The following is a 16,066-nucleotide window of genomic DNA, read 5'->3' on the forward strand; positions in this document are numbered from 1 at the left end:
GATTTAAGGATCAAAACATGCAGCCATTCAAAGTACTACAGCGACCTTTGCGCGTCTAATAAGACGCGCAGCGCTGTAGTCGAGGCCAATTGCATTGCGGCGTCGCCGGCGGTATTCCTTCGGGATTGCGCTGGCGGCATCTGCGTCCGCGCTCGTTGCAGCACCGGAACGCAGGCCCTGCCCCGCGCTTCGGCTTACCGGAACTTTCATGGCGCGCGCGTTTCTCTTTGTCCTCGATTCCTTCGGTATAGGCGGTGCGCCGGATGCCGAAACCTATGGCGACCTGGGTGCCGACACGCTTGGTCACATCGCCGAGTTTTGCGCGACGGGCGCCGCAGATCGCGCCGGTGTGCGCGAAGGCCCGCTGCACCTTCCCAACATGTCTGCGCTCGGGCTCGTGCATGCGGCGAAATTGGCCACGGGCCGCGTGCCTATTGGCATGCCGGTTCCGGGCCGGGTCTACGGTGCCTATGGCGCTGCCAGCGAAGTCTCGCGCGGCAAGGATACGCCATCCGGTCATTGGGAGATCGCCGGAACGCCGGTCACGTTCGATTGGGGCTATTTCTCGGCCGAGGGCGACGCGTTTCCCGCCGAACTGGTCGAAGCGATCTGCCGCGAGGGCGACATTCCCGGCATTCTCGGCAACTGCCATGCCTCCGGTACTGATATCATCGCGCGCCTCGGCGAGGAGCATATGCGAACGGGAAAGCCGATCTGCTACACCTCCTCGGACAGCGTCTTTCAGATCGCCGCCCACGAGCACACCTTCGGCCTGGAGCGCCTGCTAGAATTCTGCCAGGTCGTCCGGCGCCTGCTCGACGACTACAATATCGGCCGCGTTATCGCCCGTCCCTTCATCGGCCACAACGCGCAGACCTTTGCCCGCACCGGCAACCGGCGCGACTACTCGGTGCTGCCGCCCGAGCCGACGGTCCTCGACCGGCTGGCGCAAGCGGGGCGCACCGTGCATGCGATCGGCAAGATCGGCGACATCTTCGCCCATCAGGGCGTGACGAAGCTGACCAAGGCGGACGGCAACATGGCGCTCTTCGACGCCAGCCTGGCGGCGATCGACGAGGCGGAGGATGGCGACCTCGTCTTCACCAACTTCGTCGACTTCGACATGCTCTTCGGCCACCGCCGCGATGTCGCCGGCTATGCCGCGGCGCTTGAAGCCTTCGACGCACGATTGCCCGATCTCGACCGGCGGCTGAAACCCGGCGATATCGTCATTCTCACGGCAGACCATGGCTGCGACCCGACCTGGCGCGGAACGGACCACACGCGCGAGCGCGTGCCGGTGCTGATGTTCGGCCCGGCTGTGCGCAGCCGTTCGCTCGGCGTTGCCAATACCTTTGCGCATATCGGCGAAACGGTCGCCAGACATCTCGGGATCGCACCCGGCCTACATGGGAGAAGCCTCATTTGACCGCACATCTGAAGAAGGCGGAACTGCACTGCCACATCGAGGGCGCGACACCGCCGGAATTGGCGCTGCTGCAGGCGGAGAAGTACGGGCTCGACACCAGCGAGATCATCGCCGACCGAGCCTATGTCTGGACAGACTTTACCAGCTTCGTGAAGTGCTACGACAGTGTCGCCTCGCTGTTTCGCACGCAGGAAGACTATGCACTTCTGGCCGAAGCCTATCTGACGGAACTGGCGGAGGTCGGAACGATCTACAGCGAGATCATCGTCTCGCCGGATCACGGCAACACGATCGGCCTCGGGGCCGACGCTTATCTTGAGGGGCTTGCCGCCGGCATGGAGGCCGCCAAGGCAAAGACCGGGATCGAATCGCGCATGCTGATAACCGGCATCCGTCATCTCGGGCCGGAATCGGTCGCCAAGACGGCCGAATTTGCCGCCAGGAGAGACCATGCGCTGGTCACCGGCTTCAATCTGGCGGGTGAGGAGCGCATGCACCGCGTCGCCGATTTTGCCCGGGCATTCGATATCGCCCGTGACGCCGGCCTGGGTTTGACCATTCACGCAGGCGAGCTTTCCGGCGCCTTCAGTGTGCGCGATGCGCTCGACCATATCAGGCCGTCGCGCATCAGCCACGGCGTGCGGGCGATCGAAGACGCCGATCTCGTCAAGCGGCTTGCCGACGACGGCGTCGTTCTGGAGGTCTGCCCCGGATCCAACATTTCCCTGCAGGTCTTCCCGGACTTCGCCTCGCACCCCTTGCGGACGCTGCATGGCGCCGGGGTGCGGGTGACGCTCAATTCCGACGACCCGCCCTTCTTCCACACTTCGCTAGCCCAGGAATATGACATAGCTTCTTCGGTGATGGGGTTCGGCGACGACGACATCAATAGCATGACTAGGACGGCGATCCAGGCGGCTTTCGTCGACGAGTCGACCCGCCAGAAACTGCTTGCCCTAATCTGACCGAGCCTTGCGTTCACCTACAGCGCCGCGCGTCAAATTTGACGCGTTAAGGACGCGGTAGCGCTTTAAGCTTGCTGCATAATTTTCTCCTTAAATCGATTCCGATTTAGGGAATTATGCCGTAGCGCGGGTGGTCGCGGTTGGGGATGAACACAACGAGCCGCCCAACGCCCTTGCGGCCGCGGAGCATTCCATGGAAAAAGGGCGGATACATAAACTTCGGGGAAGGTGGCCATGGACGGCGTTACAGTGATTGATCATCCGCTTGTGCAACACAAGCTGACCATCATGCGCAAGAAGGAAACCTCGACCGCCGGTTTTCGGCGGCTGCTTCGGGAAATCTCGACGCTGCTCTGCTACGAGGTGACGCGCGATCTGGAACTGACGATGGAGCGCATCGAGACGCCGATGCAGGCGATCGACGCACCGGTGCTCGAAGGCAAGAAGCTCGTTTTCGCTTCGATCCTGCGCGCCGGCAACGGCCTGCTTGAAGGCATGCTCGAACTCGTGCCGTCGGCCCGCGTTTCCCATATCGGCGTCTATCGCGACCACGAGACGCTGAAGCCGGTAGAGTATTATTTCAAGGCGCCCGAAAGCCTGTCCGAGCGCCTGATCATCGTCGTCGATCCAATGCTTGCGACCGGCAACTCCTCGATCGCAGCAATCGACAAGCTGAAGGAACGTGGCGCGAAGAACCTGCGCTTCCTCTGCCTGCTCGCAGCGCCCGAAGGCATTCGCAATTTCCAGGCCGCCCACCCCGATGTGCCGATCTTCACGGCGTCGATCGATAGCCACCTGAACGAACTCGGCTACATCATGCCCGGGCTCGGCGATGCCGGCGACCGCATGTATGGAACCAAGTAATTTTCCGTTTCTTAACCAGAGCGCAAAATTGATGAAAAACCGCCGGCAAACCGGCGGCTTTTTTGTATCGCATTAGCCATCCCCTGCTCTACTGGACTTCATCGGCGCGGGCGTCTGCGGCCCGATGCGCGGGAGGTCAGGCCATGTTCGTCCGTCTGCTGACATTCGCCGGCGGTATCGCTATTGCGGCCCTGGTCATTCCTGACCTCGCGAGTTCCTATCTCTCGAGCGCTGAGACTGCCGCCACGGACAAACCGGCGGTGAACAACTCCCTTCCGGCAACGACGGCGAAATATGCTTCGGGAAAAGGCGTGGTGCTCGAAGCCGACCGCTCGGGCCATTTCTTCGGAGCGTTCCGCATCAACGGCCGCACCGAACGGGGCATGGTCGATACCGGCGCCAGCACCATCGCGATCAATGTCTCGACCGCGCGCAGGCTCGGCCTGTCTGCCGGAGCGCTTACTTTCAACGCACGCGTTCGAACGGCCAATGGCGATGTCGATGCAGCGCGGGCCAAGCTGACGAGGGTCGAAATCGGCGGCATATCGTTGCGCGACGTCGACGCCCTGGTGCTGCCCGACAAGGCGCTTGCCGGCATGCTCGTCGGCATGAGCTTCCTCGGCCGACTATCGTCCTACCGCGTCGAAAACGGCGCGCTGCATCTGGTCAGGTGATCCTTGAAAGGATTGGCGAGCGCACCTCAGGCTGAGCGTCGGCGATCGTATAGAGCGCCAGCAGCTCTTGCCGCGCATGTTCGGCCGCGGTCTCGTCCGCCGCATGGACGAAGGCGATCGGTTCGTCCTCGGCAACTCGCGTTCCCAACGGTTTCAGCTCGGCAAAGCCGACCCGATGATCGATCCTGTCGTTCGGATGTGTCCGACCGCCACCCAGAGCGATGACGGCCATGCCAAGGTCACGGGTCCGGCAGGATTGTAGATAGCCGTCTCTTTCTGCTTCCACCGGAAGGATAACTGGGGCAGGCGCCAAGTGCTGTTCGGGACGCTCGACGAAATCGGCGGGACCACCGAGCGCGTAAACCATCCTGGCGAAACGCTCAAGCGCTGCACCGTTTGCAAGCGCCGTGCGCGCCAATGCTTCGCCGGCTACCGGGTCGACTGCCACACCGGCCGCGACGAGCATCTCCGCGGCGAAAGCCATGACCACGGTTTCAAGGCGGGTGCCGCTTTTCTCGCCCTTGAGAAAGGCGACGCAGTTCCGGATTTCAAGCGCGTTTCCAGCCGCATCGGCCAAGGGCTCGTTCATATCCGTCAGCAATGCCGACGTGCGAACGCCGGCACCATTGGCGACATCAACTAGCGACCGGGCGAGTGCCTCGGCTTCGCCAGCATCGCCCATGAACGAGCCATTGCCGAGCTTGACGTCGAGCACCAGCGACTGCAGCCCGGCGGCAAGCTTCTTGGAAAGGATCGATGCGGTAATCAGCGGAACTGAATCGACGGTCGCCGTCACGTCACGGATGGCGTAGAGCCGCTTGTCGGCGGGCGCCAGATTGGCGGTCTGGCCGATGATGGCGCAGCCGACCTCGTCGACCGTCTTTCGGAATAGCGCAGCAGACGGCTGAATATCATAGCCGGGTATGGATTCGAGTTTGTCGAGCGTGCCGCCCGTGTGCCCCAATCCCCGTCCCGAGATCATCGGCACGGCCAAACCGCATGCTGCGACTATCGGGGCAAGCATCAGCGAGACGTTGTCGCCGACGCCTCCGGTGGAATGCTTGTCGACAATGGGTCGGCCGATGCTGCTCCAGTCGAGGGTTTCGCCGGAATCGCGCATGGCGAGCGTCAGCGCCACCGTCTCGTCCCGGCTCATGCCCGAAAACCAGATAGCCATAGCGAAGGCAGCGACCTGACCCTCCGAGATCGAACCATCGGAAAGGCCGCGGACGAAGCCCGTGATATCTGCCGCCTCGAGGCGCTCGCCGTTTCTCTTGCGGCGGATGATCTCCTGGGGAAGCATGGTCACTGAACCGCCGCGTCCGTGGAAATCATCTCCTTGAGAATGGCGGCCAGGCGTTTGCCGCCGACCGGCGCCATGTCCTTCGTCTCGTGATGGCTGAGTTCGCCGCCCGTCATGCCCGCGCCGAAATTGGTGATCACCGACGCTGCAGCAACCTTGAGGCCGAGGAAGCGCGCGAGAATGACTTCCGGCACGGTCGACATGCCGACCGCATCGGCGCCGAGCACGCGCGCCATGCGAATTTCCGCTGGCGTTTCAAAGCTCGGCCCGGAGAACCACATGTAAACGCCGTCCTGCAGCGGAATGCCCATCCGGTCGGCCGCGCGCCGCATGCGCGTCGCAAGCTCGGTGTCATAGGCGTTGGTCATGCCGACGAAGCGATCGTCGCTTTCGACGCCAATCAGTGGATTGAATCCGGAAAAGTTGATGTGATCCGAGATCCGCATGACCGAACCCGGCGGCAGATCATCACGCAGCGAGCCAGCGGAGTTTGTGAGCACGAGATTTTCGACGCCGAGTTTCTTCAGCGTCTGCAGCGGCACGCGCATCGCGTTGGCATCGCCGCTCTCGTAGTAATGCACCCGGCCGGACAGCATGACGACCGGGACGGCGCCGAGCAAACCTGCGACGAGTTCGCCGGCATGGCCAGAAACGCTGCTGACGGGAAAACCCGGGATGTCGGCATAGGAAATGCGTGTCGGGTTACTGACCGCTTCGACGAGCGTCCCAAGCCCTGAACCAAGGACAATACCATAGCGGGGAGCCAGGCCGCCGAGCCTGCCCCTCAGGAATTCAGCAGCGCTGCTCATCCGAGGATCTCGGTCTCGAAGCTGTGCGGTAGCAGATCGGACAGGGCGAGCGTCTTCTTCACGCCCGTCTCGTCGCAGAGGTAGATGCGCGTGCTGGCGCCGGAAAACTCCGCAAGCCGTTGCCGGCACCCGCCGCAAGGCGGGCAGAGCGCCAGCTTCTCGGCGATAACGGCGACTTCCATGATCTTGCGCTGGCCGGCCATGACCATGTGGCTGATGGCCGTGGTCTCGGCACACCAGCCTTCCGGGAAGGAGAGGTTTTCAATGTTGGCGCCGGTGTAGATATGGCCGTCTTCCGCACGGATCGCGGCGCCCACCGGAAACTTGGAATAGGGCGCATGCGCCTTGGCCATCGCTTCGCGTGCGGCTTCGAAGAGTTCGTTTTCCATAGCCTTACCGCTCCTTCACATAGGGGACACCGCCGGCCTTCGGCGGGATTGCCTTGCCGATGAAGCCGGCAAGCAAGATGACGGTGAGAATATAGGGCAATGCCTGCATCAGCTGCACCGGCACCTGGCCGATCAGCGGCAGGGGATTGCCCTGCAGGCGGATCGCAAACGCATCGAGGAAGCCGAACAGCAGGCAGGCAAGCATGATGTTGAATGGCCGCCATTTGGCAAAAATCAGCGCTGCAAGCGCGATGTAGCCCTTGCCGGCGGTCATGCCCTTGACGAAGCCGGCGGTCATCGCCAGCGACAGGTAGGCGCCGGCAAAGCCACACAGGATGCCGCAGCAGATGACGGCGCGGTACCGCATCCAGACCACCGAAATGCCGGCGGTGTCGACGGCACCCGGGTTCTCCCCGACCGCACGGAGCCGCAGGCCGAAGCGGGTGCGGTAGAGGATCCACCAGCTGAGCGGCACCATGGCGAAGGCCACATAGGTCAGGATGAAATGCCCGGAGAGCAGATCGGCATAGATCGGCCCGATGAAGGGAACATCGCGAATGGCGTCCGCGAAGGGAAAAGTGATCGTCTGGAACCTTGCACCTTCGGCCAGTGCCGGCGTGCGCCCGCCCTGACGGAACCAGGCCTCACCGAGGATGACGGTGGAACCCGCGACGATGAAGTTGATGGCAACGCCGGAGACGATCTGGTTGCCGCGCTGGGTGATCGACGCATAGCCGTGGACAAGGGACAGGGCGATCGAGATGAGGATGCCCGCAAGCAGTCCCAGCCAGACGGATTGGGTGATCGCTGCGACCGCGCCGGCGGCAAAGGCGGCGCCCAGCATTTTTCCTTCAAGGCCGATATCGAAGATACCGGCACGCTCGGTGAAGAGACCGGCGAGGGCTGCGAAGATCAGCGGAACGGAGACGCGGATGGTGGACTCGAGGAGCACCACGATGACGTGGAAGAAATCCATGGCTTCAAGCTCCCTTGGTCTGGGCAACGACCGCGGCGCGCCGGCTGGATGTGGAAAACAACCGGGTGATCGCCGGCCGGAACATGTTTTCAAGGGCGCCAGCAAACAGAATGACGAGGCCCTGGATGATGACGATCATGTCGCGCGAGATCGACGGCATTTCGAACGAGATCTCCGCCCCACCCTGGTAGAGCACGCCGAAGAGAACGGCCGCCGGGATGATGCCTGCCGGATGCGAGCGGCCCATGAGGGCGACGGCGATGCCGACGAAGCCTGCACCCTGGACAAAATCAAGCTGCATGCGGCCCTGCTCACCCATGATCGGGTTGAGCGCCATCATGCCGGCAAGCGCGCCGGAGATCATCATGGTGATGACGGTGATGCGGCTCTCGCTCATGCCGGCATATCGCGCGGCCGACGGACTGTGGCCCATGGTGCGCATCTCGTAACCGAGCTTGGTGCGCCAGATCAGGAGCCAGACGCCGAAGGCCGCGACAAGGGCCAGCAGGAACGAAACGTTGAATGGCGCCGTGCCGATATCGAGCCCGAAGATCCCCAGAAGCCAATCGAGCTTGGGCAACTGACCGCCTTCGGCGAAGGTGCGCGTCTGCGGCGACATCGAGCCGAGCGGCTTCAACACCCGCGTCAGCAGATAGACCATCAGGCTCGACGCGATGAAATTGAACATGATCGTGGTGATGACGATGTGGCTGCCGCGCTTGGCCTGCAGCCAGCCGGGCAGAAACGCCCAGGCAGCGCCGAAAGCGGCCGAACCGATGATCGCCAGCGGGAAGACCACAAACCACGGCATCGTCTGGTCGAGCCAGAGGCACGCGAGCGCGACCCCGATGCCGCCGACATAGGCCTGGCCCTCGCCGCCGATGTTGAAAAGCCCGGCATGGAATGCGACCGCGACCGCAAGGCCGGTGAAGATGAAGGTGGTGGCGTAGTAGAGCGTGAAGCCGATATATTCGCCGCGACCGAAGGCACCGTTGATCAGGTGATAGGCCGCCTCGAACGGATTTTCGCCGACGAGCAGAACCACGAGGCCGGCAACCAGAAACGCGACGGCGAGATTGACCAGCGGGACGAGGCCGTATTCGACCCAACCTGGAAGCTTTGCATAGGGATTGCTCATTCTGCGGCCTCCTTGCGGCCTTCGACGCCGGCCATCAGCAGGCCCAGCTCGCCCTCGGTCGCATCGGGATCGCGCTCGCCGACGACACGGCCGGCAAACATGACCAGGATACGGTCCGACAGGGCGCGGATCTCATCGAGTTCGACGGAAACAAGCAGGACAGCCTTGCCCTGGTCGCGCATCTCGATGATCCGTTTGTGGATGAATTCGATGGCGCCGACATCGACGCCGCGGGTGGGCTGGCCGATGATCAGCACGTCCGGCCCCCGCTCCATCTCGCGGGCGAGAACGATCTTCTGCTGATTGCCGCCGGAGAAATTCGCGGTCTTCAGCCGGGCGTTCGGCGGACGGATGTCGTATTCGGCGATCCGCTGCTCGGCATCCTTGCGGATGGCGTCGACATTCAGGAAGACGCCGTTGAGGTAGCGCTTGTCATGGTGATAGCCGAGGATGGCGTTTTCGCATTCCTCGAATTTCAGCACTAGGCCGACGTGGTGCCGGTCTTCCGGCACATGAGCGAGGCCACGATCGCGCAGCTCCTTGGGGTCGGCATGGCCGGTGACGTCGATCGGCTTGCCATTGAGGTGCACCTCGCCGGAAACGGCACGGCGGATACCGGAGATCGCCTCCAGGAGTTCCGACTGGCCATTGCCGGCGACGCCGGCAATGCCGACGATCTCGCCGGCCCTAAGGTTGAACGACACATTGTCGACCATGGTGACGCCGCGGCCGTCCTTGACGGTCAGACCGTTGACCGAAAGCTTGACATCGCCGGGCTTGGCCTCGCCCTTTTCGACGCGCAGCAGCACGCGGCGGCCGACCATCAGCTCGGCGAGTTCCTCGACCGAGGTTTCCGCCGTCGTGCGCGTTGCCACCATCTCGCCGCGGCGCATCACCGAAACCTCGTCGGTGATCGCCATGATTTCCCTGAGCTTATGGGTAATGAGAATGATGGTCTTTCCCTGGCTCTTCAGCTGTTCGAGAACGCGGAAGAGATGATCGGCCTCGGCCGGCGTCAACACGCCGGTGGGCTCATCGAGAATGAGGATATCGGCCCGGCGATAGAGCGCCTTGAGGATCTCGACGCGCTGCTGCAAGCCGACAGGCAATTCCTCGATCACGGCATCCGGATTGACCTCGAGCGCGTATTCGCGCTCCAGCCGCTTCAGCTCGATGCGCGCCTTGGCAATGCCCTTGTTGAGGATCTGGCTCTCTTCCGCGCCGAGCATGACGTTTTCGAGAACGGTGAAGTTCTCGACCAGCATGAAGTGCTGGTGCACCATGCCGATGCCGGCAGCGATCGCCGCATTCGGATCCCGGATCGAGACCTGCTTGCCATCGACGTGAATCTCGCCGCTATCGGCCTGGTAAAAGCCGTACAGGATCGACATCAGGGTCGATTTTCCCGCACCGTTTTCACCGATGACGCCGTGGATCGTACCCTTGCGGACTTTCAGATTGATATTCTTGTTGGCGTGAACCGGACCGAAGCTCTTGTCGATCCCACGCAGTTCGATGGCAATACTGTCCATATTGGCCTTACGATCCCCAAACTGGCCCGCTTCGGTCTTCTTCCCAGAAACCGTGCCGGCGATTTTTTTACCATTTGGTATAAGTTTATCATCGATTTCCCGGCACGGAAGCCCTCAATCGAGATCTCCTTATACTCTCACCGGATCGCTGATGAGAGTCCAGCGTGAATATACACAGGCAGATCGGCCGTAATCGCAACAAAAAACCGGCGGCATTCGATGCCGCCGGTTCAGTTTTATGCTTTTGCTTCAAGCGGTTTGGACGGGCCGCAGCAGGCGCAGCGCATTCATGGTCACAAGCACCGTGGCGCCGGTATCGGCGAGAATGGCCGGCCACAGACCGGTGATACCCGCAATCGTGGTGACGAGGAAAACAGCCTTCAGGCCAAGCGCAATAGTGATATTCTGGACAATGTTTCGCATTGTAGAGCGGGAAAGCCGGACCATCGCGGCGACATCGCTGACCCTGCCGTGCAACACCGCCGCGTCGGCGGTCTCCAACGCCACGTCCGTGCCGCCGCCCATGGCGATGCCGACGTCGGCTGCAGCGAGCGCCGGCGCATCATTGATGCCATCTCCGATCTTGGCAACATTGAAGCCGGATTTCTTCAATTCTCCAACGATGCGCTGCTTGTCCTGCGGCAGCAGTTCGGCGCGCACCTCCATGCCGAACTGACGGCCGATCGCCTCCGCCGTGCGGCGGTTGTCGCCAGTCAGCATGACCACATGAATGCCGGCGTCGGTCAACGCCTTGACGCCGACTGCCGCATCCGGGCGCGGCTCATCACGCATGGCGATGGCGCCGATAATCTCATTGCCGGAGATCAGCACCGAGACCGTCTTGCCCTCGTCGTTCAGAGCCGCAATGCGCGCCTTCTGATCAGGCGACATCGGCACGCGGTCATCGGCAGCGTGGGGCGAGCCGAGGAACAGGGTGGCGGCGCCAACGACGCCTTCAAGACCCTTGCCGCCGATAGCCTTGACCGTCGTGATGCCCGGGACCTGCAGTTTCAGCTCGTCGGCGCGCTGCAGGATTGCCCGTGCCAGAGGATGGCTCGATCCCTGCTCAAGAGCTGCGGCCAAGCCCAGCACCTCGTTCTCGGCGCGGGCGAAGCCGACGATATCAGTCACCCGCGGTTTGCCTTCGGTGAGCGTACCTGTCTTGTCGAATGCTGCGGCGGTGATCTTGCCGACATTTTCAAGCACGGCGCCGCCCTTCAGGAGCAGGCCGCGGCGGGCACCGGCCGAAAGGCTGGCGGCGATCGCAGCCGGAGTCGAGATCACCAAGGCGCAGGGGCAGCCGATCAGCAGGATCGCCAACCCCTTGTAGACCCACTCGCTCCAGACGCCGCTGCCCAGAAGTGGCGGAAGGATCGCGACCAGGGCGGCGACAACAACGACGGCCGGTGTATAGTAGCGCGAGAAGCGATCGATAAAGCGTTCGGTCGGCGCCTTGCTCTCCTGCGCCTCCTCGACGAGCCGCACGATTCGGGCAATGGTATTGTCCGAGGCCGCAGCCGTGACGCGTACGCGCAAGGCCCCGTCGCCATTCACCGTTCCGGCGACAAGCGCATCATCCACTGCCTTGTGCACCGGCGTGCTTTCACCAGTGACCGGTGCCTCGTCGACGGCGCTTTCGCCAGAGAGGATGATGCCATCGGCCGGAACGCGGTCGCCGGGTCGGACGAGAATGACGGCGCCGACCGCCAGGCTATCCGCCGGGACCTCATCGACCCGACCGCTGCGCTCGAGATAGGCCGACTTCGGCACGAGCGCCGTCAGCGATTGAATGCTGGCCCGCGCATTGCCGGCGGCGACGCCTTCCAGCAGTTCGCCGACGAGGAAGAGCAGCACGACCATCGCCGCTTCCTCCGTCGCGCCGATAAAGACGGCACCCACCGCCGCAATGGTCATCAGCATCTCGATCGAGAACGGCGTGCCCGAGGTCGCCGCTGCGAAGGCGCGCCGCGCAATCGGCAGCAGGCCGACCAGCATGGCAAGCGTGAAGATCCAGGGCTCGGTGGCCGGAACAAGATGCCCAAGGCCATAGGCGGCGGCCAGAGCCAGACCACAGGCGATGGTCAGCCGGCCCTTGGCCGAGCGCCACCAGGGGCCGTTCGTTGGCCCGTGATCATGGGCATGGGAACTGGGCTGCTGCGATGAAGCTGCCCCGGCCGCGGTGTGGCTGTGCTGATGTTCGTGGTCGTTGGTATGCGCGTGCTTCTCATGCTTGTCGCCGTGCCCATGATCGTGATCGTGATCGTGATCGTGATCGTGAGGATGGTCATGGTCGTGATCGCCCGAGCAAGTGTGTATGGCGACAACCGCGGGCTTCTGGTGGGCGGCAATCGGATGCAGCCGGTAACCGAGCTTTCCGACCCGGCTGACGATATTCGCGGCAAGATCGCCGTCGTCGGCATGCTTGACCGACATCGTGCCCGCGGCAACGGAAACCGAGACATCTTCAACACCAGGCATGCGCCTGACGGCGGTGTCGATCTTCGATGCGCAGGAAGCACAATCCATGCCTTCGACCCGATATCGGTTTTCGCGAATATTTGCTGCCATGACCTGCTCCTTGCATATCTTGACGCAAGGCTACGACCTCTAGTGACTAGAGCTGCAAGGCCAAATTGCACGACCAAGCGAAGTTTTTCGCCGAATGCTGCCTTGCGGAGTCGTTTCCGCATGCTTGAAAAGGGCATGGCCTATCTCTGGCGGATGAGGGCAAACCAGAGATAGCGGACTGTAGGCCTTCGTTGCATATTGCAGGCTGCCGTGGGCCATCGTGGGCCATCGTCTTCTTAGACCGAAGGTCCTGGACTTTGTTCTGGGCGCGCTTGGCGGTTAGCCGGTTTTGTTTTCTTTGCCCCTGAACGCCAAAAAGCCCGCGGACCTTTCGGTCTYGCGGGCTTTTTKTTTGATTTGGTTGCGGGGGCAGGATTTGAACCTGCGGCCTTCAGGTTATGAGCCTGACGAGCTACCGGGCTGCTCCACCCCGCGCCATCTCGGTAAACCGCTNTTGATTTGGTTGCGGGGGCAGGATTTGAACCTGCGGCCTTCAGGTTATGAGCCTGACGAGCTACCGGGCTGCTCCACCCCGCGCCATCTCGGTAAACCGCTRTGCGGTTTATCCGGTGCGTAAACCGCTGTGCGGTTTATCGCGGTTGCGTAACCGCTTTAGCGGTTATGCTTTAATCCGGTTCGGGTTTTGCGAAGCAAAATCCCGTTTGTTACTGCGAGTTTAACCAAGCAAAAAGGCCGCTTGTAGGCGGCCCTTGCGTTTCGGCTTGGCCGAGCGTTTGTTCAGAGAAGATTTTCGGTTTGTTTTCGCCGCTGCCTTGTCCTTCTCGGCTATGCCTCGAAGGGGAGCGGCGGTTTTTTTATCTTGCGTTTTGCAGACCTGGCAGCGACCTACTCTCCCGCGTCTTAAGACGAAGTACCATCGGCGCTGGGGCGTTTCACGGCCGTGTTCGGAATGGGAACGGGTGCAGCCACCCCGCCAGAACCACCAGGTCGGCAAAGCGCAAGATTTGCCCTTAGCTGGGGCAAACCGAATGAGAAGCTGGCTGAAGTTTTCACTTCACTTGTTTTGAACACGTCTTTTGCGCTTATCCGGATAATTCCAGCAGCCGGCAGAGCCGAGCCGCCGGTTGTCCGGCGCGCCGTCCGCAGCGCCTTTGGCGCGTGAGGACTGCTCATCAATGATGAGCATRAGCAATGGGAACGATCAAGCCAATCGAACGATTAGTACTGGTAAGCTTCATGCGTTGCCGCACTTCCACACCCAGCCTATCAACGTGGTAGTCTTCCACGGTTCTCAAGGGAATACTCGTTTTCAGGTTGGTTTCCCGCTTAGATGCCTTCAGCGGTTATCCATTCCATATATAGCTACCCTGCTATGCCCTTGGCAGGACAACAGGTCCACCAGAGATATGTCCATCCCGGTCCTCTCGTACTAGGGACAGATCCTGTCAATATTCCTACACCCACGGCAGATAGGGACCGAACTGTCTCACGACGTTCTGAACCCAGCTCACGTACCGCTTTAATTGGCGAACAGCCAAACCCTTGGGACCTGCTCCAGCCCCAGGATGCGATGAGCCGACATCGAGGTGCCAAACAACCCCGTCGATATGGACTCTTGGGGGTCATCAGCCTGTTATCCCCGGCGTACCTTTTATCCGTTGAGCGATGGCCCTTCCACGCGGGACCACCGGATCACTATGACCGACTTTCGTCTCTGCTCGACTTGTCAGTCTCGCAGTCAGGCGGGCTTATGCCATTGCACTCGACGACCGATTTCCGACCGGTCTGAGCCCACCATCGCGCGCCTCCGTTACTCTTTCGGAGGCGACCGCCCCAGTCAAACTACCCACCATACACTGTCCCGGATCCGGATAACGGACCGCGGTTAGACATCCATGACGATAAGGGTGGTATTTCAAGGATGGCTCCACAAGAACTGGCGTCCCTGCTTCAAAGCCTACCACCTATCCTACACATGCCGACACGAATGCCAGTGTAAAGCTATAGTAAAGGTGCACGGGGTCTTTCCGTCTGACCGCAGGAACCCCGCATCTTCACGGGGAATTCAATTTCACTGAGTCTATGCTGGAGACAGCGGGGAAGTCGTTACGCCATTCGTGCAGGTCGGAACTTACCCGACAAGGAATTTCGCTACCTTAGGACCGTTATAGTTACGGCCGCCGTTTACTGGGGCTTCGATTCAGAGCTTGCACCCCTCCTCTTAACCTTCCAGCACCGGGCAGGCGTCAGACCCTATACGTCGTCTTGCGACTTCGCAGAGCCCTGTGTTTTTGATAAACAGTCGCTACCCCCTGGTCTGTGCCACCCTTTCTGACTTGCGTCAAAAAGGGTCACGCTTCTTCCGAAGTTACGCGTGCAATTTGCCGAGTTCCTTCAGCATAGTTCTCTCAAGCGCCTTGGTATACTCTACCTGACCACCTGTGTCGGTTTCGGGTACGGTCTATACGGTGGAGCTATTTCCTGGAACCGCGTCCCTGCACACCCAATCCAATAAGARYGTACAAGTTAAGCAATCCGTCACTACCACCAGGCCCACGAATATTAACGTGGTTCCCATCGACTACGCGTGTCCGCCTCGTCTTAGGGGCCGGCTAACCCTGCTCAGATTAACTTTAAGCAGGAACCCTTGGTCTTTCGGCGAGAGGGTCTCTCACCCTCTTTATCGTTACTCATGTCAACATTCGCACTTCCGATACCTCCAGGACCCCTCACAGGTATCCCTTCACAGGCTTACGGAACGCTCCGCTACCACACGTCTTGCGACGTATCCTCAGCTTCGGTGCATGGCTTTAGCCCCGTTACATTTTCGGCGCAAAGACCCTTAATTAGACCAGTGAGCTGTTACGCTTTCTTTAAATGATGGCTGCTTCTAAGCCAACATCCTGGTTGTTTTGGGATCCTCACATCCTTTCCCACTTAGCCATGACTTGGGGACCTTAGCTGGAGGTCAGGGTTGTTGCCCTCTTCACGACGGACGTTAGCACCCGCCGTGTGTCTGCCGACTAGTACTCCTCGGTATTCGGAGTTTGGTTAGGATCAGTAAGACGGTGAGTCCCCATAGCCCATCCAGTGCTCTACCCCCGAGGGTATTCGGTCGACGCACTACCTAAATAGTTTTCGCGGAGAACCAGCTATTTCCGAGTTTGATTGGCCTTTCACCCCTAGCCACAAGTCATCCCAATCTATTGCAACAGATGCGGGTTCGGTCCTCCAGTTGGTGTTACCCAACCTTCAACCTGCTCATGGCTAGATCACTCGGTTTCGGGTCTAATGCGACGAACTGAACGCCCTRTTCAGACTCGCTTTCGCTGCGCCTTCACCTATCGGCTTAAGCTTGCTCGTCACACTAAGTCGTTGACCCATTATACAAAAGGTACGCCGTCACCCTTGCGGGCTCCGACTGTTTGTAGGCATCCGGTTTCAGGTTCTATTTCACT

11 protein-coding genes, 2 tRNA genes and 2 rRNA genes (1 of these 15 only partly in view) are annotated in these 16,066 nt (G+C 61.0%); 4 read left to right on the plus strand and 11 right to left on the minus strand.

Translation table 11 applies throughout. The annotated features are described in order from the left end of the window. The first annotated feature begins 208 nt into the window (after window positions 1–208). The 4 genes from ASD02_RS04440 (at window position 209) to ASD02_RS04455 (ending at window position 3,932) form a co-directional block, all read left to right on the plus strand. Window positions 209–1,429 carry a phosphopentomutase gene (locus ASD02_RS04440; RefSeq protein ID WP_025425385.1) on the plus strand — a complete coding sequence of 407 codons (1,221 nt, stop codon included), beginning with the start codon at window positions 209–211 and terminating at the stop codon, window positions 1,427–1,429. Then, window positions 1,426–2,394, plus strand: a complete 969-nt coding sequence (locus tag ASD02_RS04445; RefSeq protein WP_025425384.1) for an adenosine deaminase — start codon at window positions 1,426–1,428, stop codon at window positions 2,392–2,394. Before ASD02_RS04440 ends, ASD02_RS04445 begins: the two co-directional genes overlap by 4 nt. 234 nt (window positions 2,395–2,628) lie before the next feature. Beyond that, on the plus strand, window positions 2,629–3,258 hold the full coding sequence (gene upp, locus ASD02_RS04450; protein ID WP_025425383.1) for a uracil phosphoribosyltransferase: 630 nt from the start codon (window positions 2,629–2,631) through the stop codon (window positions 3,256–3,258). Window positions 3,259–3,401: 143 nt separating this feature from the next. Continuing rightward, entirely contained in the window at window positions 3,402–3,932 is a 531-nt protein-coding gene (locus tag ASD02_RS04455; RefSeq protein ID WP_057204423.1) for a TIGR02281 family clan AA aspartic protease, read from the plus strand. On the opposite strand, the gene deoA is transcribed toward ASD02_RS04455, so the two are convergent. From deoA to ASD02_RS04510, 11 genes are all read right to left on the minus strand, one after another. Next, complete coding sequence (gene deoA, locus ASD02_RS04460; RefSeq protein WP_025425381.1) at window positions 3,925–5,241, minus strand: thymidine phosphorylase; 1,317 nt, start codon at window positions 5,239–5,241, stop codon at window positions 3,925–3,927. The genes ASD02_RS04455 and deoA overlap by 8 nt on opposite strands. Beyond that, window positions 5,238–6,044, minus strand: coding sequence for a purine-nucleoside phosphorylase (locus ASD02_RS04465; protein ID WP_025425380.1), 807 nt, complete (start codon window positions 6,042–6,044; stop codon window positions 5,238–5,240). The genes deoA and ASD02_RS04465 overlap by 4 nt, the downstream gene beginning before the upstream one ends. Then, on the minus strand, window positions 6,041–6,433 hold the full coding sequence (locus ASD02_RS04470) for a cytidine deaminase (RefSeq protein ID WP_025425379.1): 393 nt from the start codon (window positions 6,431–6,433) through the stop codon (window positions 6,041–6,043). The genes ASD02_RS04465 and ASD02_RS04470 overlap by 4 nt, the downstream gene beginning before the upstream one ends. 4 nt (window positions 6,434–6,437) lie before the next feature. Further along, window positions 6,438–7,409 (minus strand): ABC transporter permease, encoded by a 972-nt coding sequence (locus ASD02_RS04475; protein WP_057204426.1) that lies wholly within the window; start codon window positions 7,407–7,409, stop codon window positions 6,438–6,440. Between the two features lie 4 nt (window positions 7,410–7,413). Continuing rightward, entirely contained in the window at window positions 7,414–8,547 is a 1,134-nt protein-coding gene (locus ASD02_RS04480; RefSeq protein ID WP_025425377.1) for an ABC transporter permease, read from the minus strand. Further along, window positions 8,544–10,079: an ABC transporter ATP-binding protein gene (locus tag ASD02_RS04485; protein ID WP_025425376.1), complete on the minus strand. Its 1,536-nt coding sequence runs from the start codon at window positions 10,077–10,079 to the stop codon at window positions 8,544–8,546. The genes ASD02_RS04480 and ASD02_RS04485 overlap by 4 nt, the downstream gene beginning before the upstream one ends. Window positions 10,080–10,328: 249 nt before the next feature. Beyond that, complete coding sequence (locus ASD02_RS04490) at window positions 10,329–12,647, minus strand: heavy metal translocating P-type ATPase (RefSeq protein ID WP_057219987.1); 2,319 nt, start codon at window positions 12,645–12,647, stop codon at window positions 10,329–10,331. A 358-nt stretch (window positions 12,648–13,005) separates the two neighbouring features. Further along, window positions 13,006–13,082 (minus strand) — tRNA-Met (locus ASD02_RS04495). Window positions 13,083–13,107: 25 nt separating this feature from the next. Further along, window positions 13,108–13,184: transfer RNA gene (locus ASD02_RS04500), tRNA-Met, on the minus strand. A gap of 296 nt (window positions 13,185–13,480) precedes the next feature. Next, window positions 13,481–13,595: ribosomal RNA gene (gene rrf / locus ASD02_RS04505) — 5S ribosomal RNA — on the minus strand. Window positions 13,596–13,805: 210 nt separating this feature from the next. After that, a 23S ribosomal RNA gene (locus tag ASD02_RS04510) occupies window positions 13,806–16,066 on the minus strand (it continues 535 nt past the right edge of the window).

The organism is Ensifer sp. Root1252 (assembly GCF_001425885.1).
In the GTDB taxonomy this organism is placed as follows: Bacteria; Pseudomonadota; Alphaproteobacteria; order Rhizobiales; family Rhizobiaceae; genus Ensifer; species Ensifer canadensis.